Source organism: Promicromonospora sp. Marseille-Q5078, from assembly GCF_050315395.1.
Classification (GTDB): Bacteria; Actinomycetota; Actinomycetes; order Actinomycetales; family Cellulomonadaceae; genus Isoptericola.
This window is the reverse complement of record NZ_JBNPQG010000001.1, coordinates 4,179,618-4,202,210: the sequence shown is the minus strand read 5'-3', so window position 1 is coordinate 4,202,210 and position 22,593 is coordinate 4,179,618. Positions and strand designations below refer to the sequence as shown.

Below are 22,593 nucleotides of genomic sequence, written 5' to 3'. Positions count from 1 at the left end.
GAGCTACCTCGACGGGTCAGCGGACGGTGAGGCCGTTCGCCTGCGCGACGGAGCCGAGCCAGCCGAGCGACGGCTTCGGGCGGCGCTCGAACGTCTCGGAGTCGAACTCGATCAGCCCGAACGTGGGGCGGAAGCCGGAGGCCCACTCGTAGTTGTCGAGCAGGCTCCAGTGCAGGTAGCCCCGCACGTCGACGCCGTCGGTGATCGCCGAGTGCAGGCCGGCCAGCGCGCCCTCGGTGTAGTCGACGCGGCGCGCGTCGTCCTGCGTGGCCATGCCGTTCTCGGTGACGAAGACCGGCACGCCCTGCGTCTTCTCCCAGGCCGCGCGCACGCCGTGCTCGAGCGCGAGGGGGTAGAACTCCCAGCCCGTGAGAGTGGTCTCGACGCCCTCGGGCACCTGGCGAGGGCCGTCGGGGCCGATGATCGTGCGGGTGTAGGCCTGGACGCCCACCCAGTCGTCGCCGCGGGCGGCCTCGAGGTACCAGTCGTCGCGCTGGTGGCCGTACTCGTGCGCCACGTCCTCGCAGCCCGGCTCGGGCTGGAAGTCCTGCGTCGCGACGGTCCAGCCGGACTTGATGCCGCCCACGCCGGCGAGGATCTCGCGCGACCGGGTGTGGCACTCGAGAAGGGTGTCCGCGACCTGCAGGTCGGGGTCGGGCAGGCCGTAGGCCACGAGGTTCGCCGGGTCCTCACCGCCGGCGATCATCGCGGCGATGTTGGGCTCGTTGATGGTGCAGACGTAGTCGACGTCGTCGCCGAGGATCGGCAGGGCGAGCTCCGTGAAGCGGGCGAAGCGGTCGGCCGCCTTCGGGGAGCGCCACATGCCCTCGTCGGCGAACCAACGGGGCACCGTGAAGTGCATGAGCGTGACCATCGGGGTGATGCCGAGCTCGAGGCAGGTCTCCACCATGCGGCGGTAGTGCGCGATCTCGGCGCGCGAGACGAAGCCGTCCTCCGGCTCGATGCGCGCCCACTCGATGGAGAACCGGTAGGTGTCGAGCCCCGCGTCGCGCAGGAGCGTCATGTCTTCGCGGTAGCGGTGGTAGCTGTCGGCCGCGTCGCCGCTGGGCTCGACGATCGAGGTGCCGGCGGCGTGCTCGCGCGGCCACCAGTCGCTGTTGATGTTGTTGCCCTCGATCTGGTGGGCCGCGGTGGCGGCGCCCCAGCGGAAGCCCTCGGGGAAGTGCAGCACGGGTGGATCCTTACGTCGTCGGTGGTGCGGAGTGCGTGGGGTGCGAGCGGGTGGCTCAGCCGGTGGTCGCCGACCAGAAGCCGGCGAGCAGGTCGGCGGTCGCGGCGGGGTTCTCGACGTTGGGCAGGTGCCCGGCGTCGTCGATCACCCCGTAGCGGGCGCCGAGCCGCTCGGCCATGGCGCGCTGCCACGGCTGCGGCCACGCGGCGTCGTCGACGCCGTGCGCGACGAGCACCGGGAGGCCGGTGGCGGCGAGGTCGGGCGTGACGTCGCGGACGTCGGCGAGCACGTCGATGGCGCCCAGCAGGTTGTCCACGCTGGTGGCGATCGAGCGCTCCCGCACGAAGCGGGTGTCGGCGTCGAGGCCGGCCAGCGCCTGCGGGTCCGCGGCCACCCGCCGCGCGAGCGCGGGGTTGTCGAGGGTCCACAGGTCGACCAGGCCGGCGGCGCCGAGCAGGCGGTCGCGCTCGGCGTCCTTGCGCCCGGGCCAGCCGTGCGGGCCGGAGCACAGCATCGTGAGGCTGGCGAAGGCGCCGGGCGCGCGGACGACCGTGGCCGCCGCGACGGTTCCGCCGAAGCTGTGCCCCAGCAGGTGCAGGTCGCCGGGCTCGATGCCGGCCGCCGCGCTCACGACCGCGGCGACGTCCAGCGCGTCGCCCGTGAAGTCGTCGCGGCGGTAGGCGCCCACCCCGCGCGGGGCTGCCGAGTCGGCCTGGCCGCGCTGGGAGTACGTCCACGCCTCGACGCCGCGCGCGGCCAGCAGCGGCAGCAGCAGCCGGTGGTCCTCCCGCGACCCGGTGAACCCGGGCACGAGCAGGGCGACCGCGCGACGCTCCACGCCGTCCGGCACCGCCGACCGCAGCGCGGTGAGCGGGCCCACCGGCACGTCGAGCACGAGCGGCTCGACGTCGTCCGGCAGGGGCAGGCCGCCGAACGCCACGCCCGCCCGGACTGCTCCGCCGGTCGAGCCTGTCGAGACCATCTCGCTGGTTGAGCTCGTCGAAACCATCTCGCTGGTTGAGCTTGTCGAAACCATCTCGCTGGTTGAGCTTGTCGAAACCCGGTTCGTGGTCTCGACAGGCTCGACCGGCGGGGACGTGGTCTCGACAGGCTCGACCGGCGGGGACGTGGTCTCGACAGGCTCGACCGGCGGGGACGTGGTCTCGACAGGCTCGACCGGCGGGGACGTGGTCTCGACAGGCTCGACCGGCGGGGACGTGGTCTCGACAGGCTCGACCGGCGGGGACGTGGTCTCGACAGGCTCGACCGGCGGGGACGTGGTCTCGACAGGCTCGACCGACGAGGACATGGTCTCGACAGGCTCGACCGGCGGGGACGTGGTCTCGACGGGCTCGACCGGCGGGCGGGGCGTCACGACGCCGCCCCGTCGGCGAACCGCCGCGCGGGCTGCGGGACCGCGTCGAGCAGCTGGGTCGTGTAGGCGTCCTCGGGGAACCGCAGCACCTGCGCCGTGCCGCCGGACTCCACGACCTTGCCGTGGTGCAGCACCATGATCTGGTCGGTCACGACGCGCGCCGACAGCAGGTCGTGCGTGATGTACAGCAGGGAGACGCCGAGGTCGGCGCGCAGGTCCTCCAGCAGGCTGAGCACGCCGGCGCGCAGCGACACATCGAGCATCGAGACGGGCTCGTCCGCGATGAGCACCTGCGGGTTCGACGCCAGGGCGCGCGCGATGACGACGCGCTGGCGCTGCCCGCCCGAGAGCTGGTGCGGCAGCTTGGCCGCATACTGCTCGACGGGCGTGAGGCCCACGGTCTCCAGGAGCTGCAGCACGCGCTCGCGCGCGGCCTCGCCCTTGAGCCCGGTGAAGTTCTCCACCGGCCGGGTGAGCGTGTACTCCACGGTGTGCAGCGGGTTGAGCGCCGAGTACGGGTCCTGGAACACCATCTGGACGTCCGCGTGCAGCGTCCTGAGCCGGCGCCGGCGCAGCTTGTCGACCCGCAGCTCGCCGAACGTCACGGTGCCCGACGTCGGTCGCTCGACGCCCGTGATCATCTTCGCGATGGTCGACTTGCCGGAGCCGGACTGGCCGACCAGCGCCATCGCGGCGCCGGGCTCCAGCCGGAACGACACGTCGTCGACGGCGGTGACCGCCTTCTCGCCGCGGCGCGGCGGCGGGTACACCTTCGACACGTGGTCGACGACGATCGCGTCGTGCGCGGCCGCACGCTCGGGGCGCTCGGCGCGGGAGACGCCGTTGCCCGACGCCTTGCGCTCGAAGCCGGGCAGCTCGACGACCTCGGCCCGCGGGTCCGCGTAGTGGCTCAGCAGCATCTGCGTGTACGGGTGCGCGGGCGCCTCGAAGATCTGGCGCGAGGCGCCGTCCTCGACGATCTCGCCGTCGTGCATGACGACGACCCGCTCGGCGGACTCCAGCACCACGCCCAGGTCGTGCGAGATGAGCACGGCGGTGAAGCCCTCCGCGGCCTGCAGCTCGCGGATGGTGTCCATGACGGCGTGCTGCACGAGCACGTCGAGCGCCGTGGTGGGCTCGTCGAACACCATGAGCCGCGGCTCGAGCGACAGGGCGAGCGCGATGGACACGCGCTGCCGCATGCCGCCGGACAGCTCGCCCGGGAAGCGGTCGAGCACCGACGAGGGCAGCTGCACCTTGTCGAGCAGCTCGATCGCGCGCTGGCGCCGCCTGCCCTTCGGGACGTGGCCGTGCGCGGCGAAGACGTCGCCGAAGTGGTTCGCGATGCTGCGCACCGGGTTGAGCGCGTTCATGCCCGACTGGAGCACCATGGCGAACCCGCCGTGGCGCTGCACGCGCAGCTCCTCGGCGTCCAGGTGCGCGATGTCGGTGCCGTCGAACACGATGCGGCCGCCGGAGATGCGCGCCGGGGCCTTGGCGAGCCGGGTGACGGCGAAGCCGAGCGTCGACTTGCCGGACCCGGACTCGCCGACGAGGCCCACGAACTCGCCCTGGGCGAGGGAGAGGGTCGCGTTCTTGACGGCGTGCGTCGGCGCGGCCCCGCGGGGCTCGTAGACGACGGACAGGTCCTGGATCTCGAGCAGGCTCATCGGCCGGTCCCTTCCCGCAGGCGCGGGTTGGACAACCCGTCGACGCCGAAGTTCACGAGGGTCATGGAGGTCGCCAGCAGCGCGATGCACAGACCCGGGGCGAACAGCAGGATCCACTGGCCGGTGAGGATCGCCATCGAGTTCTGCGCCCAGAAGATCATCGAGCCCCAGCTCACGGTGGCCATGTCGCCCAGGCCGAGGAACGACAGGCCGGACTCGGCGAGCACCGCCGACGTCGCGGCGCCGAAGAACGACCCCGCGATCATCGAGGTCATGTTCGGCAGGATCTCGCGGAAGATGACGCGCGTGGAGCTCTCGCCGGAGAAGATCGCGGCCGTGACGAAGTCGCGCGAGCGCAGCGACTGCGTCTGCGAGCGCAGCACGCGCGCGCCCCACGCCCACCCGGTGATGACGACGACCAGGATGATCATCGGCAGGCCGCCGTTCTGCAGGTACGCCGCGATGATGATCATCAGCGGCAGGCCCGGCATCACGAGGAACAGGTTGACGAGGAAGTTCACGACGTCGTTGCCCCAGCCGCGCAGGTAGCCCCACGACAGCCCGATGGCGACGGCCACCAGCGTCGACAGGCCGCCGGCGACGAAGCCGACGAGCAGCGAGACGCGGGCGCCGTAGATCACCTGGGAGAGCACGTCCTCGCCGGCGCCGGTGGTGCCGAGCCAGTGCGCGGCGCTGCCGGGCTCGTTGCGGCCGAACGAGTCGTCGTGCGGGGAGTACGGGGCGAGCAGCGGGGCGAAGACCGCCATGACGACGAACAGCCCCAGCAGGACGAGGCCCACGCGGGCCTTCGGGTTGGCCCAGACGGTCGCGAACGCGCGGCCGAGCACCTGGCCGGTGCGGCCGAGGCGGGTGCGGGCCGGCCGGGACGGGCCGCGGGCGGCCTCGGGGGCCGGGCCGTCGGGGTCCGGGGTGACCGCGGGCGCCGTGGTGGTCGGTTCAGCAGTGGTGTCAGCCATCGGGGGTCACCGCCTCGTTCGGGGGTCGAGGACGCCGTACAGGATCTCCACCAGGAAGTTCGCGAGCAGCACGCTCACGGTGATCATGAGGAACAGCGCCTGCATGAGCGGGAAGTCCTGGTTGGTGACGGCGTTGAAGAGCAGGTAGCCGACGCCGGGGTAGGCGAACACCTGCTCCACGAGCAGGGAGCCGCCGACGACGCCGCCGAGCGCCATGCCGAAGCCGGTGAGGTTCGGCAGGATCGCGTTGCGGGCGGCGTAGCGGATCGCGACCGTGCGGCCGCGCAGGCCGTTGGCCTCGGCGAACGTCACGTAGTCGTCGCCGAGCGTGTTGATCATGGTGTTGCGCATGCCGAGGATCCAGCCGCCCAGCGACGTGATGAGGATCGTCGCTGCGGGCAGGGCCGCGTGGTACAGGACGTCGCCGAGGAAGTCCCACGACAGGTTCGGCACGGCGGTGGCCGAGTAGGCGCCCGAGGTGGGGAACCAGCCGAGCACGTAGCCGAGGAAGAAGACGATGAGCAGCGCGGTCCAGAAGTACGGGAACGCGGAGAGGAAGCTGCCCGTCACCGTGGGCAGGGAGTCCATCCAGGTGCCGCGCTTCCAGGCCGCCCCGATGCCGATGAGCGTGCCGAGCACGAACGCGATGACGGTCACGGCGCCGACCATGATGAGCGTCCAGGGCAGGGCGCCGGCGACGAGCTCCGAGACCTGCTGGGGGAAGAAGGTGTACGACACCCCGAAGTCGAGGTGGATGACGTTGTTCAGGTACGTGACGTACTGGTCCCAGATGCTGCCGCCGGGCACGCCGAGCTGGGCCTCGATCGCCGCCTGCACCGACGGCGTCACGGGGCCGTTCTGGGAGAGCTTGGCGATGGCCGCGTCAGCGGGCGAACCGGGCATGAGGCGCGGGATGACGAAGTTCAACGTCACCGCCGCCCACAGCGTGAGGACCAGCAGGCCGAGCTTGCGGAGCGCGTAGCGCAACGGAGCCTCCGGGTCGGGTCGTGCTGGTTGAGCTTGTCGAACTCGCTGGTTGAGCCTGTCGAAACCTGGTTTCGACAGGCTCAACCAGCGGGCCGGCTCGACCGGCGAGGGGAAGGTCAGCCCTGGGCGGGCTTGAGGTGCGTGAGGATCAGCAGCGGGGTGGAGTCCCAGGTCTTCGGGGAGGCGTAGGGGTCGTCCGCGCTGGGCCAGCCGGTGAAGTTCTTGTTCGAGAACAGGCCCCACGAGCCGCCGTAGAACAGGGCGATCATCGGCAGCTGCTCGTACGTGATCTGCTCGAGCCGGTGCGTGATCTCGGTCTTCTTCGCCTCGTCGGTGGTGACCTTGAGCTCGGCGAGCAGGTCGTCCGCCTCCGAGGACTCGAACCGGCCGAAGTTGCCGGCCGCCGTCTTGCCGACGGGCAGCCGGAACTCGGAGCCCATGAGGCCGTTGTAGTCCTGGAACGGCTGCCCGGTGCCGCCCACGGTGCCCATGATCATGTCGAAGTCGCCCGTGCGGAGCTCCTTCTGGTACGCGGCGGCCTGCGGCTGCACCACGGTGACGTCGATGCCGATCGCGGTGAGCTGGCTCTTGACCTGCTCCACGCCCTGCAGCCAGTCGGACCAGCCGTTCGGGGTGGTGATCGTGATCTTCAGCGGCTTGCCGGACGAGTCGACGAGCGCGTCGCCCTTCTTCGTGTACCCGGCCTTCTCGAAGGAGGCGAGGGCGGCGTCGGTGTCCTGGTCGATGTAGCCCTGGTTCGGGATCGACGTGTCGAGGATCGACTCCTGGTTGGGCAGCATGAGGCCGGTCTGGCTGGCGCGGTCGACGTAACCCTGCTCGGCCTTGTCCGCGATGACCTGCTTGTCGAGGGCCTGGGCGATGCCGGTGCGGAAGTTGACGTCGTCGTACGGCGCCTTCGTCATGTTCGGGATGAGCGAGATGGCCGCGCCCGCCGGGAACCAGTACGTGTTGTTCTCGGGGTCGGCCTTGACCCAGGTGTCGTCGACGTCGCTCATGAACGCGTACGCCCAGTCGTAGCCGTTCTTGACGATGTCCAGCTCGGAGTTGGCGGCGGGCTGCACGAGCTCCTCGACGGCCACCTTGTCCGCCTGCCAGTACTTCTCGTTCTTCGTGAGCGTGTACTGGTTCGGCGTGAACTCGCCGAGCGTGTAGGGGCCGGACCCGACGGGCTCCTCGTTGGTGAAGGTGACCGGGTCCTTGACGTCCTTCCAGATGTGCTCGGGGACGATGAGCTGCTGCGCCAGGATCTGCGCGGCGGGCACGTCGTCGGCCTGGAGGTGCGCGACGACGGTCTTGCCGTCCACCTCGACCGACTTCAGGTGCGACCAGGCGCCCTTGAGGTCCATCTCGGGGTGCTTCTTGATGAGGTCGAAGGAGAACTTCACGTCCTCGGCGGTCAGGGGCTCGCCGTCCGACCAGGTGACGCCGTCACGGATGGTGAAGACGACCGTCTTCGGGTCGGGCTGCTCGTACCCCGTGGCGAGCCAGGGGGTCTCCTCGCCGCTCATCTCGTTGATGATGACCAGCGGCTCGTACATGTACGTCGTCGTGTTGCGCTTGCCCGACGAGTACGGGTTGAAGTTCCGGTCGAACGTCGGCGACCCGTTGTCCGCCGCGATGAGCATCGACGTCGCGCCGCCGGTGGCGCCGTCGTCGCCCTTGTTCTGCACCGGTGCCGAGCAGGCCGCCGTGGCCAGCACCGCGACGGTGGCCGCGATGGCGGCCAGTCGCCGCCCTGAGCGCGCTGTGCGCGTCATGGACATCCACTCCTCTTCGTCGAGGCCTCTCCAGCGAGGGCCCGCGCACACCCGGTCAGCGTGCGCCGTCCCGGGGAGTGTATGCGCATACATTTCACAGCGCCAAACCGTCGGGCGAAGCCGCATGTGAGAGCCCCGGGCGCGGCCTCAGAGGCAGCCGCAGCTCTCGCGCAGGAGCACGCGCACCGGCAGGTTCACGGTGGCCGGTGGCGCCGACCGGTCGACCAGCCGGGAGCGCAGCAGCTCGACGGCCGCGCGGCCGAGCTCGACCATCGGCTGGCTCACGGTGGTCAGGCGGGGCATCGACGCCTGCGTGGCGTCGATGCCGTCGAACCCGGTCAGGACGACGTCGCCCGGCACGTCGATCCCCGCCTCCGTGAGCACGTCGAGGAACCCGAGGGCGGTCTGGTCGTTGGAGCACACCAGCGCGCGGGGGAGCGCCCGGCCGGTCTCGTCGCCCGGGCCCCGGCCGGTGACGTGGTCCGCGAGCATCCGGGCCGCGAGGTCGCGCGCGCCGGCCCGCGTGAAGTCGCTGCGCGCCGCCGGCTCGTCGGGCACCTCCATGCCCGCGGCGGCGAGCGCGTCGCGGAAGCCCTGGAAGCGCTCGTGCGCGTCGGGGGAGTCGAACGGGCCGCCCACGAACGCCAGGTCGCGGATGCCGTGGTCGGCGACCAGGTGGTCCACCAGGGCGCGCGTGCCCGCGCGGTTGTCCACCGAGATGTGGTCGTAGGCGTCGTCCTGCGGGGGCCCGGCCATGACGACGACGGGCACGCGCCGCGCGATGTGCGCGAGGAGGTCGTCGGGCACCGACTTCGAGAGCACCGCGAGGCCGTCCACCCGGCCGGCGAGCTCGTTGACCGCCTGGGCGCGGCGCAGGCCGCGGGCCACGCCGATCATCACCGCGTGGCCCGTGCGCCACGCCTCCAGCTCGGCGCCGCGCATCACCTCGCCGAGGTACAGGTTGCTCCAGCGCGCCGTGACCGGGCCGCCGGCGTCGTGCACCACCTCGACGGCCTCGCCCACCCGGACCGGGTCGGGCAGGTCGGCGATCTCGTCGATGCCGTCGACGTCGGGAAAGCACAGGCCCAGCACGCCCGTCGAGCGCGCCGCCAGGCCGCGGGCCGCGCCGGAGGGCACGTACCCCAGCTCGCGGATCGCCTCGTGCACCACCGTGCGGGTGCGCTCGCGCACGTCGTCGGGCCGCCGCAGCACCCGCGAGACCGTCGCGATCGACACCCCCGCGCGCTGCGCGACGTCGTACACCGTGGGGGCCTTCGCCACCAGAACTCCTTGACCACGTGCGTCGCCCGCACGGCCGTGCGAGCGGTCCCACGATAGTGACTGCGCATACATCCCGGCATCGCGGCTGGTCGCGCCGGCGCCACCGCGGCCGTCCGGTGGCCTTCGAGCACGCGATCCGTCGCGTCATCCGGAGGGATGGCGCGACGGATCGCGTGCTCGAAGGCGACGCTCGGCCCGGGCGCACGTGGAGGCATCGGCCACAGCGCAGAGGGGTCCGGTGGGCGGCCTGTGAAATACGCGCAGGACCGCCCAAACCCCCGGGTGCCGCCGCATACGCTCCTGACGGCCCGCAGAGCGGGCCGTCCACGAGAGCAGGGAAGCACAATGAAGCGCAAGATCGTGGCATCGCTCGTCGGTGCCGTCGTCGCCGTGGGCGCCGTCGCGGGTCCGGCCGCGGCAGGCACCGGGTCGACCTCCGACAACAGCTATGACGGCACGTCGTCGGCCAGGATGACGGTCACGACGCCCACCTACGTGACCATCAACCGCGCCGGGTACACCAAGGTCCCGGTGACGGCGAAGCTGTCGTTCTCCGGCCCCGGGAAGTTCACCGGCTGGTGGGGGAACGCGGGCAGCGCGACCGCGGAGTCCATCAACGGCCCGTGGCAGTGGGAGTACTCGGACTTCACGAACTCCGTCTCGACGACGAAGAAGACGACGATCACCTTCCGCAAGTACGACCACCTGGTGCCGCAGCGGCTCGCCGTCGGGGCCGACCTGGCACCCACCTTCGGCGGGAACGACTACTACGTCAGCAAGGACCATCTGACGACCGTCTACCTGCGCAACAAGCGCGCCGTCACGGGCACCGACGCCTACCGCGCCAAGGGCTCCCGCGCGTACGTCCAGGTGCGCGGCACGGTCAAGGAGAACGTCTGGAAGAGCTCGTACTCGGACTCCGGCACGTGGAAGGGCACGAAGGGCGTCCGCGTCGCGATCCGCTTCAACCCGACGGGTCCCGCCGGGTGGCGCACGGTCAAGCACGTCACGACCGGAACGGGCGGCAAGGTCGTCTCGCGGGTGAAGAGCGCGAAGGCCGGCACCTACGAGATCGCGGTGCCCGCGACGACGACGAGGACCGCGGCCAGCGGCAGGGACGGCGTCGCCAAGCGCTGACCGACTGCACCCTTCGAGCACGTGATCCGTCGCGCCATCACCCCGGATGACGCGACGGATCGCGTGCTCGAAGGGTGCGCGGGTCAGACGGTCGCCGCGGCGGCCGCCCTCGCGCCGGCGGGCAGGGCCTCGAGGATGCGGTTCACGGCGGCGTCGTCGTGCGCGGCGGAGACGAACCAGGCCTCGAAGACCGACGGCGGCAGGTTCACGCCCGCGTCGAGCAGCGCGTGGAACAGCGCCCGGTACCGGAACACCTCCTGGGCCTGCGCCTGGGCGTAGTCGCGCACCCCGGCCGCGGCCGCGAGCGGGCCGAAGAAGACGGAGAACAGCGAGCCCGCGCGCTGCACGCGGTGCTCCACGCCCTCGGCCGACAGGGCGTCGCCGAGCGCCGTGGCCAGGGCGTCCGCGACGGCGTCCACCCGCGCGTACACGGCGTCGTCGGCGAGGCGCAGGGTCGTGAGGCCGGCCGCCACGGCCACCGGGTTCCCGGACAGCGTGCCCGCCTGGTAGACGGGTCCGGTCGGGGCGAGCTGGTCCATGATCGCCGCGGGCCCGCCGAGGCCGGCCACCGGCATCCCGCCGCCCACGACCTTGCCGAACGTCAGCAGGTCGGGGGCGTACCCCTCGCCGCCGGCGGCCTTGATCGCCGCGTTCTCCAGGCCCCACCAGCCCGACGGGCCCACGCGGAAGCCGGTGAGCACCTCGTCCATGACGAACAGGGCCCCGTGCTCGCGGGTGACGCGGCGCAACCCCTCGTTGAAGCCCTCGGCGGGCGGCACCACGCCCATGTTCGCGGGGCAGGCCTCGGTGATCACTGCGGCGATGCGCGAGCCGTGCTGCGCGAACGCCTCCTCCACGGCGGAGAGGTCGTTGTACGGCAGCACCAGCGTCTCCGCGGCCGACGCCTCCGTGACGCCTGCCGTGCCCGGCATGGCGAGCGTCGCGACGCCCGAGCCCGCCTCGGCGAGCAGGGCGTCCACGTGGCCGTGGTAGCAGCCGGCGAACTTCACGACCAGCGGCCGCCCGGTCACGCCGCGCGCGAGCCGGATCGCCGTCATCGTCGCCTCGGTGCCCGTGGACACGAGCCGCACGCGCTCGGCGACGGGCACCCGTCGGCGGATCTCCTCCGCGAGCTCCACCTCGGCCACCGTGGGGGCGCCGAACGAGAGTCCGCGCGCGGCGGCGTCCTGCACGGCCGCGACCACCTCGGGGTGCGCGTGCCCCAGCAGGGCCGGGCCCCACGAGCACACGAGGTCCACGTACTCGCGCCCCGCGACGTCCGTGACGTAGGGGCCGCGGGCGCTCGCGAGGAACCGCGGGTCGCCGCCCACCGAGCCGTACGCGCGCACGGGCGAGTTCACGCCCCCGGGGATCGCGGCCTGGGCGCGCAGGAACGCGGCGTGGTTGTCGAGGGTCGTTCCGGTCACTTGATCCACTCCGCGATCTCGTTGGCCCAGTAGGTGAGGACGATGTCGGCGCCGGCACGCTTGATGGCGGTCACCGACTCGAGCACGGCGCCCTCGCGGTCGATCCAGCCGTGCGCCGCGGCCGCCTCGATCATCGCGTACTCGCCGCTGACCTGGTATGCCGCGACCGGCACGTCGGAGCGGTCCGCGACGCCGCGCAGCACGTCCAGCGACGTGCCGGCCGGCTTCACCATGACCATGTCCGCGCCCTCGGCCAGGTCGAGGTCGGCCTCGCGCAGGCCCTCGCGGGAGTTCGCCGCGTCCATCTGGTAGGTGCGGCGGTCGCCCTGGAGGGCGCTGTCGACGGCCTCCCGGAAGGGGCCGTAGAACGCGCTGGCGTACTTGGCGCTGTACGCGAGGATGCTCACCTGCGCGAAGCCGGCGTCGTCGAGCGCGTCGCGGATGACGGCGACCTGGCCGTCCATCATCCCGGACGGCGCCACCACCTCGGCGCCCGCCCGCGCCTGCGCGACGGCCATCGACGCGTACCGGTCGAGCGTCGCGTCGTTGTCCACCGCGCCGTCGGCGGTGAGCACCCCGCAGTGGCCGTGGTCGGTGAACTCGTCCAGGCACGTGTCGGCCATGACGACCGGGCCGGGGCGGCCCGTCTCGGCCTCGACCGCCGCGACGGCCTCGCGCGCGAGGCGGATGCCGCGCTGCAGGACGCCGTCCGGGTCGTCGCCGGCGGAGCCGGTCGCGTCGCGCTCGGCGGGGATGCCGAACAGCATCACGCCGCCCAGGCCCGCGCGCGCCGCCTCGGCGACCGCGTCGCGCAGGGAGGCCTCGGTGTGCTGCACCTGGCCCGGCATCGACGTGATCGGCGCGGGCTCGTCGAGGCCCTCCTTGACGAACAGCGGCAGCACGAGGTCCGCCGGGTGCAGGCGGGTCTCGGCGGCCAGCCGCCGCATGCGCGGCGTGGTGCGCAGGCGGCGCGGCCGGTACACGATGCCGGACGTGGTGCCCGAGGTGCTCACGGGTGCTCCTTCGTGGAGGTGGGGGCGGTCGCCGTCGGGTCGGCGGCGACGCTGTCGAACGCGGGGTCGAACGCGGGGTCGGACGGCGGGTCGAGGATGCCGTCGAGGGCGGTGCCGACGGCGGCGGCGAGCGCGTCGTCGGTGGGGCGCGCGGCCACCGCGGCGACGCGCAGCCCCGCGTCGCGCGCGGCCTCGGCGGACGGGGCCCCGATGGCGACGACGGGGGTGGCGGTGCCGGCCTGCGCGGCGATCTCGCGCGCGACGGAGCCGGACGCGACGACGACCAGGTCGAACCCGCCGGCCCGGGCGCGGTCCGCGACGTCGGCGGGCAGGTCGTGGCGCACCGTGCGGTACGCGGTCACGACGTGCGGCTCCCAGCCGCGCGCGCGCAGCCCGTGCTCGAGCGTCGGGCGGGCGAGGTCGCCGAGGGGGAGCAGGACGCGCGGCGCGGCGGTCGTGGGGTCGCCGCGGTCGGGGTCGTCCGGGGCGGGGAACGTCGCGACCAGCCCGGCGGCGGAGGCGTCGGCGGGCGGCACGAGGTCGGTCGTGAGGCCGGCGTCGCCGAGGGCCCGGGACGTCGCGGGCCCGACGGCGGCCCAGCGGCAGGGCGCGGCGGCGAGGTCGTCGCCGGTGCGCGCGGCCGCGGCGACGAGGGCGGCGACGGCGTTGACGCTGGTCACGACCGTCCACGCGTACGCGCCGCGGACGAGGGCGCGGGCGGCGTCGTCGAGCGGGGCGACGTCGTCCGCCGGGGCGCGCTCGATCACCGGCGCGACGACGACGTCGTGCCCGGCCTCGCGCAGCCGCGCCGCGAGCCCGGCCGCGCGCTCCGGCGCCCGGGCCAGCAGCACCGACCGCGGCGCGGCGCGGTCGGCGCCGCGCGCCGGGGTGTGTCCCGCCGCGCGGTCCGCGGGGGTGCTCGTCGTCCCGCGGGTCACGAGCCCTCCGGGTCGTCGGTGCCGGTGGGGACGCGCAGCGGCGCGACGTCGGCGCGCGTCGCGACGTCCTCCGGCGCGGGGGCCCGGTCGCCGCCGACCAGCGGAGCGAGGCGGGCCGCGCCGTCGGCGAGCAGCGCGTCGGCCACCCGGCTGCCCAGGGCCGTCGCGGCGTCGTCCTGCGAGGTCGCCCCGGTGTCCGCGGCCAGGGGCGTCGACGCGCTGTGTGTGAGCTGCTCGGTGCCGTCCACCCGGGCGACGACCGCGGTGAGCTGCAGCTCGCCGGCCTCGACCCGGGCGTGCGCGCCGACGGGCGCGGCGCACCCGGCCTCGAGGCGTGCGAGCACCCCGCGCTCGGCCAGCACGGCGAGGCGCGTGGGGCGGTGGTCGAGCGCGGCGAACGCCTCGCCGAGCGCGGAGCCGGCGGCGAGGTCGCCGGTGCGCGCCTCGACGGCGAGCGCGCCCTGCCCGGGGGCCGGAGCGACGACGACGGGGTCGAGCAGCTGCGACACCACCTCGGTGCGGCCCAGGCGGGACAGCCCCGCGAACGCGAGGACGACGGCGTCCAGGTCGGCGTCGGGGCCGAGGGCGCGCGCCAGGCGCGTCTCGACGTTGCCGCGGATGTCCACCATCTCGACGTCGGGGCGCGCGGCCTGCACCAGCGCGGCCCGGCGCGGCGACCCGGTGCCGACGCGGGCGCCGCGGGGCAGGGTGTCGAGGGTCAGCCCGTCGCGGGCGCACAGCGCGTCGCGCGGGTCCTCGCGCTCGGGGGTGACCACGGTGAGCTCCGCCGGCTGCGCCGTGGGCAGGTCCTTGAGCGAGTGCACCGCGACGTCGCACCGGCCGTCGAGCAGCGCCTCCCGGAGCGCCGTGACGAACACGCCCGTCCCGCCGAGCGAGGCGAGGGAGCCCGTCTTCACATCGCCCTCGGTCCGCACGCGCACCAGCTCGACCGGCCGGCCGAGCAGCTCCTCCAGCCGACGGGCCACCATCCCGGACTGCGTCGTGGCGAGGGCGCTCCCGCGGGTACCGAGTCGCAGCGGGGCGGGGGCGGTCTGGGGGGTGCTCACCCGTCCAGTGTCGCGCAGCGGCGCGGCCCGTGGGCAACCCCGAGCAGGCCGGGAGGCCGATCTCACACCGTTCCCCGCGACGTCCTGACACCGGGTCACGACAGGGCGTCACCACCCGCCGAGGTAGTCCGGATCTCCGCGAGGTAGTCCGAGTTCTGCCGAGGTAGTCCAGCTCCCGCCGAGGTAGTGGACTGGACCACTACCTCGCGGGGATTCGAACTACCTCGCGGGGACTCGGACTACCTCGCGGGGACTCGGACTACCTCGCGGTCAGAGGGCGTCGACGGCGGCCTGCGCGTGCGCGACGATCGAGGCGAGACCGGTGCCGGCCACCCACCCCCCGGTGACGGCCAGCCCCGGCGTGTGCCCGACGGCGGCGGTGAACGCCGCGACGTCCGCACGGTAGGCGGGCGTGGGCGGGGGGAGCGAGCCGTCCCAGCGCTGCAGCAGGTGGTCGCGCACGCGGTCGGTGAGGTCGACGCCGAGCAGCGCCGACGCGTCGCGGGCGGCCTCGTCCGCGCTCGGCGGCTCGGTCGAGGTGCCGACCCGCCCGTAGGACAGCCGCACCACGTGCACGCCCGGCCCGACGACGGCGCGCACGCGGTCGGCCAGCCACGGCCACTTCGCGGTCGCGTGCGTGAGCGCCTTGGCGCGGACGCCGGACGCGGCGCCCTCGTCGTCGGGCGCGACGAGGAGGCCGGAGCCGCGCGGGGCGTCGTCGAGCTCGGGGGCGTCGAGCAGGAGGGTCGCGAGCCAGATGTCGGCGCCGGCCTCGGGCGTCGGCACGACCGGGCCGCCGTCCCCGTCGTCGAGGGGCGCGACCCACGGGGCGAGCAGCGGCGCGACCTGCGGCGTCGTCACGACCAGTCGCGGCGCGCGCACGGCGTCGCCCGCCGTCGTGGTCACCTGCCAGTCCGCGCCCCGGCTCGTCCCGAGGCGCTCGACGCCGTCGACCCGCTGCCCCACGCGCACGGCGGCGTGGATCGGCCCGGTCGCGTCGGTGCGCGGCGAGTCGGCGAACTCCTCGGCGCTCGCGGCGATCTCGCCGGTGAGGGCCTCGACGAGGGCGTGGATGCCGCCGTCGATGCCGCGCACGGCCGAGCCGGCGGGGGCGGCCGCCCGCAGCGCCCCGACGGCGAGGGACAGCGAGCCCGTGCGCGCGAAGGCCTCGAGCAGGCCCGGGGCGACGGCGGCGACGTCGAGGCGGTCCAGCGGCGCGGAGTGCACGCCGGTCGCGACGGGGGCCACGAGCCGGTCGGCCACGCGCCGCCCGAGGCGGGACCGCACCAGCGCCCCGAGGTCGGACGGGTCCGCGACGAACCGCGGCAGCACCCGGTCCAGGGCCGCCCGCGCGACGCCGGGCCAGCCGATCGCGCGACGCACGTCGGGAGCCCACGGCACGGACGGGATGCCGAGCACGCCCGCCTTCGGCAGGGGGAACGCGCGACCCGCCGCGTACCCCCAGGCCGACAGGGGTGCCGGGCTCACGACGCCCAGGCCCAGCTCGTCCGCCAGGTCCGTCACCGCGGTGCCGCGCGCGGCGAACGACTCGGCGCCGAGGTCGAGCCGCACGGGCAGCGACCCGAAGGCGCCGCCGCGCACGGGGCCGCCCACGCGGTCGGACGCCTCGAGGAGCACGACCTGCAGCCCGCGCCGCACCAGCGTGCGCGCCGCGACGAGCCCGCCGATCCCGCCGCCCACGACCACCGCGTCGACGTGCTCGGGCGGCCGGGCGGGCCGACCGGAGGTCGCGTCGGGGGCGCCGAGCGGCGGGAGCGGCGTCACAGCGAGTGGACCAGCTCGACGACGCGCGTCAGCACGGTCGGGTCGGTGTCGGGCGGCACGCCGTGGCCGAGGTTCACGACGTGCCCCGGGGCCGCGGCGCCGCGGGCGACGACGTCGCGCACGTGCGCCTCGAGCACCGGCCAGGGGGCGCCGAGCAGGGCGGGGTCGATGTTGCCCTGCACGGGCACGGCGCCGCGGGGGTGGTCGGCCAGCAGGGCCGCGGCCTCGTCCAGCGGGGTGCGGTAGTCGACGCCGACGGCGGGATGCGTGATGCCGGCGGCGTCCAGCACGTCGCGCAGGGCGGGCAGCAGGTGGCCGGTGCCGGTGCCGAAATGGATGGCCGGGAGGCCGCCGTCGGGCGTGCGCAGGTCGGCGACGTGCGCCAGCGCGGAGGTGGACGACGGCGCGACGTGGGCGGTGTAGTCGGCCAGCGACAGGGAGCCCGCCCACGAGTCGAAGAGCTGCACGGCGGACGCGCCGGCGAGCACCTGCGCCCGCAGGAACCGCCCGGTGAGCTCCGCGGTCCAGGCGGTGAGCCGCGCCCACGTCTGAGGGTCGGCGTGCATCAGGGTGCGGGCGGCGAGGTGGTCGCGCGACGGGCGGCCCTCGACCAGGTAGGCGGCGAGCGTGAAGGGCGCGCCGCCGAAGCCGAGCAGCGGGACGTCGCCGAGCTCGGCCACGGTGAGCCGCACGGCCTCGGCGATCGGCGCCAGCGCGGCGTCGTCGAGGGTGCTCGAGGTGAGCCGGGCGACGTCCTCGGCCGTGCGGTACGGCTGGTCCATCACGGGCCCGACGCCGGGCTTGATGTCCACGTCCACGCCGGCGAGCCGCAGCGGCACGACGATGTCGCTGAAGAAGACGGCGGCGTCCACGTGGTGGCGGCGCACGGGCTGGAGGGTGATTTCCGACGCGAGCGGTGGCCGGAGGCAGGAGTCGAGCATCCCTACCCCCTGACGGACCTCGCGGTACTCGGGCAGCGACCTGCCGGCCTGCCGCATGAACCACACGGGGGTCACGTCCGGTCGGCCGCCCCGCAGGGCCTGCACCAGGGGGGAGCGCGTCGTCCGGCCGTCGACCAGCGGGTGGTCGGCGGGAAGCGGGACTGGCTCGTGGACCGGCTCGGCCGGCATCGTGGGGGATGTCACGGTCCATGATTCTGCCCCTCCTCGTCCACCCTCTTAAAGTGGGAGCACTGTGGTACTCCTCTCCCTCACCGCCTCGCACCGCGAGCTGGACCTGGACGCCCTCGAGCGGCTGTCCACCGGCTCGGGCTCCGTCGGCCGTGCCGTCGTGGGGTCGTGCGGGCCCGTGCAGGGCTCGGTCGTCATCTCCACCTGCAACCGTTTCGAGCTCTACCTGGACGTCGACGCGCCCTTGCAGGGCGACGCCGTCCGGCACGCCACCGGGCACGTGGCCGCGCTCGTCGCGCAGAGCTCGGGGGTCACGCGGGACGTCGCGGCCGACTCGTTCACCGTCCGCACCGGGCCGGAGGTGACCGAGCACCTCTTCACCGTCGCCGCCGGCCTGGACTCGATGGTCGTGGGGGAGCGGGAGATCGCCGGGCAGGTGAAGCGCGCCCTCGCGGAGGCGCGCGCCGACGGCACCACCTCCAAGACGCTCGAGCTGCTGTTCCAGACGGCGTCGCGCACCTCGAAGCGGGTGGGCACGCAGACCGCGCTCGGCGCCGCCGGCCGGTCGGTCGTGGCGCTCGGCCTGGACCTCGCGGGTCGTGACCTGCTGCCGGGCCGTGCCCCCGAGCCCGACGGGTCGTGGCGGGACGTGCGCGTGGTGCTCATCGGGACCGGCTCGTACGCGGGGGCGTCGGTGGCGGCCCTGCGCGCCCGGGGCTGCGACGACGTGCGGGTGTACTCGCGCTCCGGCCGCGCCGGGATGTTCGCCGAGGGGCACGGCGTCGAGGCCGTGGACGACCTGGTGGAGGCGCTCGCGGACGCCGACCTCGTGGTGTCCTGCTCGGGCGCCCGGGGCCGCCGGCCCGCCGACGCCCTCGCGGACGGCGCCGAGGCCTCGCTGGAGTACGTGCTGGACGCCGCCGCGGTGGTGCGGTCCCGCGAGCGCGCGGCGGCCGCTGCCGGCGATCCCTCGACGGGCTCGGGACGGCGCGAGACCGGCAGCCCCCTGGTGGTGCTCGACCTGGCGCTGCACCGCGACGTCGACCCCGGCGTGGCGGACGTCGAGGGCGTGCTGCTGTACGACCTGAGCACGCTCAAGGCGCACGCCCCCGCGACGGCGGCCGGCGTCGTCGACCGCGCCCGCCGCATCGTCGACGACGCGGCGGCGGACTTCGAGGAGACCCGTCTCGGACGGGCGGCCGACGCCGCCGTCGTGGCACTGTTCGACGCCGCCGAGGTGCAGGTGCGGCGCGAGGTCGACGCGGCCGTGGACCGCCTCGCCACCGAGCTCGAGCCCCGCGGCGTGAGCCCGGACGAGTCCGACGTCGACGCGATCGCACGCGACGTCCGCCGGCGCGTGCACTCCGCCCTGCACGGGCAGATCGTGGCCGTGCGCGCCGACGCGCTGGCCCGGGCCCGCGCCGAGGAGGCGGCCGTCGTCTCGGGCGCCGAGGAGCTCGTCACCGACGCCGAGCGCGCCGTCGGGCGCTGACGCCCCGCCTGTCGCGAAACTCCCACGTGGCCCGGTTCGCCGGGTGCCGACCCAGATCACCCTGTTTCGACGCGCGCGTCCGGCATGTCGGTACTAGCGTGCCGAACGCGGGCGTACCGGTCCGCCGCCGGTCGACCTACGAAGGTCGTGACTGCCTCGAAAGGACACGCTGAGCATGGACACCTTCTGGGACTTCTTCTGGTACCTCGTCTGGATCTTCCTGTTCGTCGCCTACCTGATGGTCCTCTTCCAGATCCTCACCGACCTGTTCCGGGACCGGGAGCTGTCGGGCTGGTGGAAGGCGGTGTGGGTCGTCTTCCTGATCTTCGTGCCCCTGATCACCGCGCTGATCTACCTCATCGCGCGGGGGCGCGGGATGTCGGAGCGTCAGCTGGCCGCCGTGAAGTCGGCGAAGGCCGACACGGACGCGTACATCCAGTCCGTGGCGGGCTCCCCGGCGGACCACATCTCGTCGGCCAAGAAGCTGCTGGACGAGGGCACGATCACGCCCGAGGAGTACGAGCGCCTCAAGGCCAAGGCGCTCTCCTGACGAGCCGTCGCTGACGGACCACGACGCCCGGCCCCGCCCCGCGGGACCGGGCGTCGTCGTGTCCGCCGGGCCGGCGCCCGGTCTACGCTCGGCTGACATGACGACCGACCCCGCCGCCCGGGCCACGCGCCTCGGCGTGATCGACATCGGCTCCAACACCGTGCACCTGCTGGTCATGGACGCCCGGCACGGGGTGCGGCCGGTGCCCGCCGCGTCGCGCAAGATCACCGTGCGGCTGATGCGCTACGTCGACGCCGACGGCGCGGTCTCGCCGGACGGGGAGCGGGCGCTGCTCGCGGCGGTCGACGACGTGATGTCCCTCGCCCGCGAGTCCGCGGTCGACGAGCTGCTCCCCATGGCCACCTCGGCGCTGCGCGACGCCACGAACGGCGCCGCCGTGCTGGCCGCGATCTCGCAGCGGGTGGGGCGCGACGTGCTGGTCCTGTCCGGCGAGGACGAGGCCCGGCTGACGTTCCTCGCGGCCCGCCGCTGGCACGGCTGGGCCGCCGGGCGGCTGCTCGTGCTCGACATCGGCGGCGGGTCGCTGGAGATCGCGACGGGCGTCGACGAGTCGCCCGACCTCGCGGCGTCCGTCCCGCTCGGCGCCGGCCGCAGCACGCGCGTCTTCCTCCCCGACGACCCGCCGCCCGCCGACCAGGTCGACGCGCTGCGCGTGCACGCCCGCGCGCTGCTGGAGCCCGTCGTCGAGCGCCTCGCGACCGTGCCCGCGCCGGACCACGTGGTCGCGACGTCCAAGACCTTCCGCTCGCTGGCCCGGCTCGCCGGCATGCAGGTGGACGTGGTGGGCCCGGACGAGCGCTGGCGGATGCGCCTGTCGCAGCTCGCGGACTGGGTGCCGCGGCTCGCCCGCATCCCCGCCGAGGGGCGCACGGCGCTGCCGGGCGTCACCCCGGAGCGCACCTACCAGATCGTCGGCGGGGCGGTCGTGGCGGAGGAGACCATGCGCGCCCTCGGCGTCGACGAGGTCGAGATCTGCCCGTGGGCGCTGCGCGAGGGTGCGGTGCTGCAGCGGCTCGACCGCATGTAGCAGGGGGCTCAGGGCGCCGCGGTCGCCGGGGACGGTGCCTGCACCCAGGCGGCGCCGTGCGCCGACACGAGCGGGCCGTCAGGTCGCTCGACGACCACGAGCAGGACGGCGGTGCACGTCGCGCAGCGGACGACGGCGCCCATCGCGGACAGGTGCACCGTCGTGCGGGCGAGCACGTCGGTGTGGCCGCAGGCCGCGCACCGCACGACGGCGCGCGTGGCCTCGAAGGCGTAGACCTCGTGCAGGGCGCCGGCGAGCGCGGAGCCGTCCAGCGCCGCGGCGCCGCGGGTCTCGCGCGGGGGAGCGGGCGGGCGCACGTCGTGGGGCTGGGTCATCAGGCACCTCCGAAGCGCTCGGTGCGGACCCGGTCGGGCGGGTGCCCGAGGCCGGTCAGCAGCCCGGCGGCCGCCTCGACGAAGCCGGTGGGGCCGCAGACGAACACCGTGACGCCGTCGGCGGGACCGAAGCCGGGGGCCGTCAGGTCGGCGGCGGTGATCCGGGCGGGCGGGGCCTGCCACCCGGCGGGGACCTCGCGGGTGAAGACCCACCGCACGCCGAGGCCCGGCTCGGGCGTGTCGATCTCCTCGCGCCCGATCGCGTCGAGCGGGCCACGCACGGAGCAGACCAGCCGGAACGGTGCGCGGCGCCCGGAGGCGCGGCGGGCGCGCACCATCGCGAGGAACGGCACCACGCCCGAGCCGCCGGCGACGAGCAGCACGGGCGCCGGGTCGGCGTCGTGCCAGACGAAGTAGCCGCCCAGCGGGCCGCGCACCTCGAGCTCGTCGCCGGGCCGGGCGTCGCGCACCAGGTACGGCGACACCTCGCCGTCCGGCACCTCGTCCACCACGAGGTCGACCCGCTCGTCGCTGCCCGTCGCCGCGAGCGAGTACGCGCGGGTGGCCTGGTAGCCGTCGGGGGCCGTGAGGCGCAGGTCGACGTGCTGGCCGGGCAGCGCGCCCGTGAACCCCGGCACGGACAGGGTGAGCGCGCGGGCCGTGTCCGTGAGCTGCCGCGCGCCGACCACGGTCGCGACGTGCCAGCCGCCGTCCGGGCTCACGCGTACCGCTGCTCGAGCCAGGGGTCGCCGTAGGCGTGGTACCCGTTCTGCTCCCAGAAGCCGAGGTCGTCGTCGTCCATGAGCTGCAGGCCGCGCAGCCACTTGGCGCTCTTCCAGAAGTACAGGTGCGGCACCAGCAGCCGCGCCGGCCCGCCGTGCACGGGCTCCAGCGGTTCGCCCTCGAACTCGAACGCCACCCACGCCTGCCCGTCGAGCAGGTCCTGCATCGGCACGTTCGTCGTGTACCCGCCGTAGGAGTGCGCCATGACGAACTCCGCGCTCGTCTCGACGTCGGCCAGCAGGGTGTCCAGGGAGACGCCGCGCCAGGTGGTGCCGAGCTTGGTCCAGTGGGTGACGCAGTGGATGTCGGTCTCGACGTCCTCGGCGGGCAGCGCCATGAGCTGCGCCCAGTCCCAGGTACGCCCCTCGCCGGTCTCGGTGCGGACCGTGAGCTCCCAGCGGGACTCGTCCACGGTCGGCGTCGGGCCCGCGGACAGCACGGGGAAGTCCTGCGTGACGAACTGTCCCGGCGGTATCTGATGCTCCGGCTCGGGGCGCCGGCCCCCGAAACCGCGCGTCACGACGCCCATCGGACGTCCCTCGCGATGCCCATCGTCGACCCCTCTCGCGGGAGCTCGGCCGGCCGGTGGCCGGTGCATGGTCCGATGAGACCAGAGCCGCGGGCGTCT

The 22,593-nt window shown here is 74.4% G+C and carries 20 protein-coding genes; 4 read left to right on the top strand and 16 right to left on the bottom strand.

Annotation, left to right across the window (positions count from 1 at the left end; all coding sequences use genetic code 11):
- Positions 1 to 16: 16 nt before the first annotated feature.
- The 7 genes from ACQFYA_RS19325 to ACQFYA_RS19295 all read right to left on the bottom strand — a co-directional run bounded on the left by ACQFYA_RS19325 (position 17) and on the right by ACQFYA_RS19295 (position 9,260).
- Positions 17 to 1,192 carry a glycoside hydrolase family 1 protein gene (locus ACQFYA_RS19325; RefSeq protein WP_499126849.1) on the bottom strand — a complete coding sequence of 392 codons (1,176 nt, stop codon included), beginning with the start codon at positions 1,190 to 1,192 and terminating at the stop codon, positions 17 to 19.
- Between the two features lie 55 nt (positions 1,193 to 1,247).
- Positions 1,248 to 2,567, bottom strand: a complete 1,320-nt coding sequence (locus ACQFYA_RS19320) for an alpha/beta fold hydrolase (RefSeq protein WP_499126846.1) — start codon at positions 2,565 to 2,567, stop codon at positions 1,248 to 1,250.
- Positions 2,564 to 4,237, bottom strand: a complete 1,674-nt coding sequence (locus ACQFYA_RS19315) for an ABC transporter ATP-binding protein (RefSeq protein WP_499126844.1) — start codon at positions 4,235 to 4,237, stop codon at positions 2,564 to 2,566. The genes ACQFYA_RS19320 and ACQFYA_RS19315 overlap by 4 nt, the downstream gene beginning before the upstream one ends.
- Positions 4,234 to 5,214, bottom strand: coding sequence for an ABC transporter permease (locus tag ACQFYA_RS19310; protein WP_499126842.1), 981 nt, complete (start codon positions 5,212 to 5,214; stop codon positions 4,234 to 4,236). Before ACQFYA_RS19310 ends, ACQFYA_RS19315 begins: the two co-directional genes overlap by 4 nt.
- A 6-nt stretch (positions 5,215 to 5,220) precedes the next feature.
- The gene (locus tag ACQFYA_RS19305) at positions 5,221 to 6,201 is read right to left on the bottom strand and encodes an ABC transporter permease (RefSeq protein ID WP_499126840.1); all 981 of its coding nucleotides are present in this window, start codon (positions 6,199 to 6,201) and stop codon (positions 5,221 to 5,223) included.
- 116 nt (positions 6,202 to 6,317) lie between these two features.
- Positions 6,318 to 7,979: an ABC transporter substrate-binding protein gene (locus tag ACQFYA_RS19300; RefSeq protein WP_499126838.1), complete on the bottom strand. Its 1,662-nt coding sequence runs from the start codon at positions 7,977 to 7,979 to the stop codon at positions 6,318 to 6,320.
- Positions 7,980 to 8,126: 147 nt separating this feature from the next.
- Positions 8,127 to 9,260 carry a LacI family DNA-binding transcriptional regulator gene (locus tag ACQFYA_RS19295; RefSeq protein ID WP_499126837.1) on the bottom strand — a complete coding sequence of 378 codons (1,134 nt, stop codon included), beginning with the start codon at positions 9,258 to 9,260 and terminating at the stop codon, positions 8,127 to 8,129.
- Positions 9,261 to 9,605: 345 nt separating this feature from the next.
- Between ACQFYA_RS19295 and ACQFYA_RS19290 the strand changes: the two genes are divergently transcribed.
- Entirely contained in the window at positions 9,606 to 10,397 is a 792-nt protein-coding gene (locus ACQFYA_RS19290) for a hypothetical protein (protein ID WP_499126834.1), read from the top strand.
- 83 nt (positions 10,398 to 10,480) lie between these two features.
- On the opposite strand, the gene hemL is transcribed toward ACQFYA_RS19290, so the two are convergent.
- The 6 genes from hemL to hemE all read right to left on the bottom strand — a co-directional run bounded on the left by hemL (position 10,481) and on the right by hemE (position 17,757).
- Positions 10,481 to 11,833 carry a glutamate-1-semialdehyde 2,1-aminomutase gene (hemL, locus tag ACQFYA_RS19285; protein ID WP_499126832.1) on the bottom strand — a complete coding sequence of 451 codons (1,353 nt, stop codon included), beginning with the start codon at positions 11,831 to 11,833 and terminating at the stop codon, positions 10,481 to 10,483.
- Complete coding sequence (hemB, locus tag ACQFYA_RS19280) at positions 11,821 to 12,771, bottom strand: porphobilinogen synthase (protein WP_499127618.1); 951 nt, start codon at positions 12,769 to 12,771, stop codon at positions 11,821 to 11,823. Before hemB ends, hemL begins: the two co-directional genes overlap by 13 nt.
- Before the next feature lie 62 nt (positions 12,772 to 12,833).
- Positions 12,834 to 13,775 carry a uroporphyrinogen-III synthase gene (locus tag ACQFYA_RS19275; protein ID WP_499126829.1) on the bottom strand — a complete coding sequence of 314 codons (942 nt, stop codon included), beginning with the start codon at positions 13,773 to 13,775 and terminating at the stop codon, positions 12,834 to 12,836.
- Entirely contained in the window at positions 13,772 to 14,842 is a 1,071-nt protein-coding gene (gene hemC, locus ACQFYA_RS19270; protein ID WP_499126827.1) for a hydroxymethylbilane synthase, read from the bottom strand. The genes ACQFYA_RS19275 and hemC overlap by 4 nt, the downstream gene beginning before the upstream one ends.
- Before the next feature lie 270 nt (positions 14,843 to 15,112).
- Complete coding sequence (locus tag ACQFYA_RS19265) at positions 15,113 to 16,627, bottom strand: protoporphyrinogen/coproporphyrinogen oxidase (RefSeq protein ID WP_499126825.1); 1,515 nt, start codon at positions 16,625 to 16,627, stop codon at positions 15,113 to 15,115.
- Complete coding sequence (gene hemE / locus ACQFYA_RS19260) at positions 16,624 to 17,757, bottom strand: uroporphyrinogen decarboxylase (RefSeq protein WP_499127616.1); 1,134 nt, start codon at positions 17,755 to 17,757, stop codon at positions 16,624 to 16,626. The genes ACQFYA_RS19265 and hemE overlap by 4 nt, the downstream gene beginning before the upstream one ends.
- A gap of 64 nt (positions 17,758 to 17,821) precedes the next feature.
- On the opposite strand from hemE, the gene ACQFYA_RS19255 reads away from it, so the two are divergent.
- From ACQFYA_RS19255 to ACQFYA_RS19245, 3 genes are all read left to right on the top strand, one after another.
- Entirely contained in the window at positions 17,822 to 19,249 is a 1,428-nt protein-coding gene (locus tag ACQFYA_RS19255; RefSeq protein WP_499126824.1) for a glutamyl-tRNA reductase, read from the top strand.
- A gap of 175 nt (positions 19,250 to 19,424) precedes the next feature.
- On the top strand, positions 19,425 to 19,799 hold the full coding sequence (locus ACQFYA_RS19250; RefSeq protein WP_499126823.1) for an SHOCT domain-containing protein: 375 nt from the start codon (positions 19,425 to 19,427) through the stop codon (positions 19,797 to 19,799).
- Between the two features lie 97 nt (positions 19,800 to 19,896).
- Positions 19,897 to 20,847 carry a Ppx/GppA phosphatase family protein gene (locus ACQFYA_RS19245; RefSeq protein WP_499126820.1) on the top strand — a complete coding sequence of 317 codons (951 nt, stop codon included), beginning with the start codon at positions 19,897 to 19,899 and terminating at the stop codon, positions 20,845 to 20,847.
- Between the two features lie 8 nt (positions 20,848 to 20,855).
- On the opposite strand, the gene ACQFYA_RS19240 is transcribed toward ACQFYA_RS19245, so the two are convergent.
- From ACQFYA_RS19240 to ACQFYA_RS19230, 3 genes are read right to left on the bottom strand one after another with little or no spacing between them, the layout of a single operon-like run.
- On the bottom strand, positions 20,856 to 21,182 hold the full coding sequence (locus ACQFYA_RS19240; protein WP_499126818.1) for a DUF6510 family protein: 327 nt from the start codon (positions 21,180 to 21,182) through the stop codon (positions 20,856 to 20,858).
- Positions 21,182 to 21,904 carry an FAD-binding oxidoreductase gene (locus ACQFYA_RS19235; RefSeq protein ID WP_499126816.1) on the bottom strand — a complete coding sequence of 241 codons (723 nt, stop codon included), beginning with the start codon at positions 21,902 to 21,904 and terminating at the stop codon, positions 21,182 to 21,184. The genes ACQFYA_RS19240 and ACQFYA_RS19235 overlap by 1 nt, the downstream gene beginning before the upstream one ends.
- The gene (locus ACQFYA_RS19230) at positions 21,901 to 22,494 is read right to left on the bottom strand and encodes a sulfite oxidase-like oxidoreductase (protein WP_499126813.1); all 594 of its coding nucleotides are present in this window, start codon (positions 22,492 to 22,494) and stop codon (positions 21,901 to 21,903) included. The genes ACQFYA_RS19235 and ACQFYA_RS19230 overlap by 4 nt, the downstream gene beginning before the upstream one ends.
- Between the last annotated feature and the right edge of the window lie 99 nt (positions 22,495 to 22,593).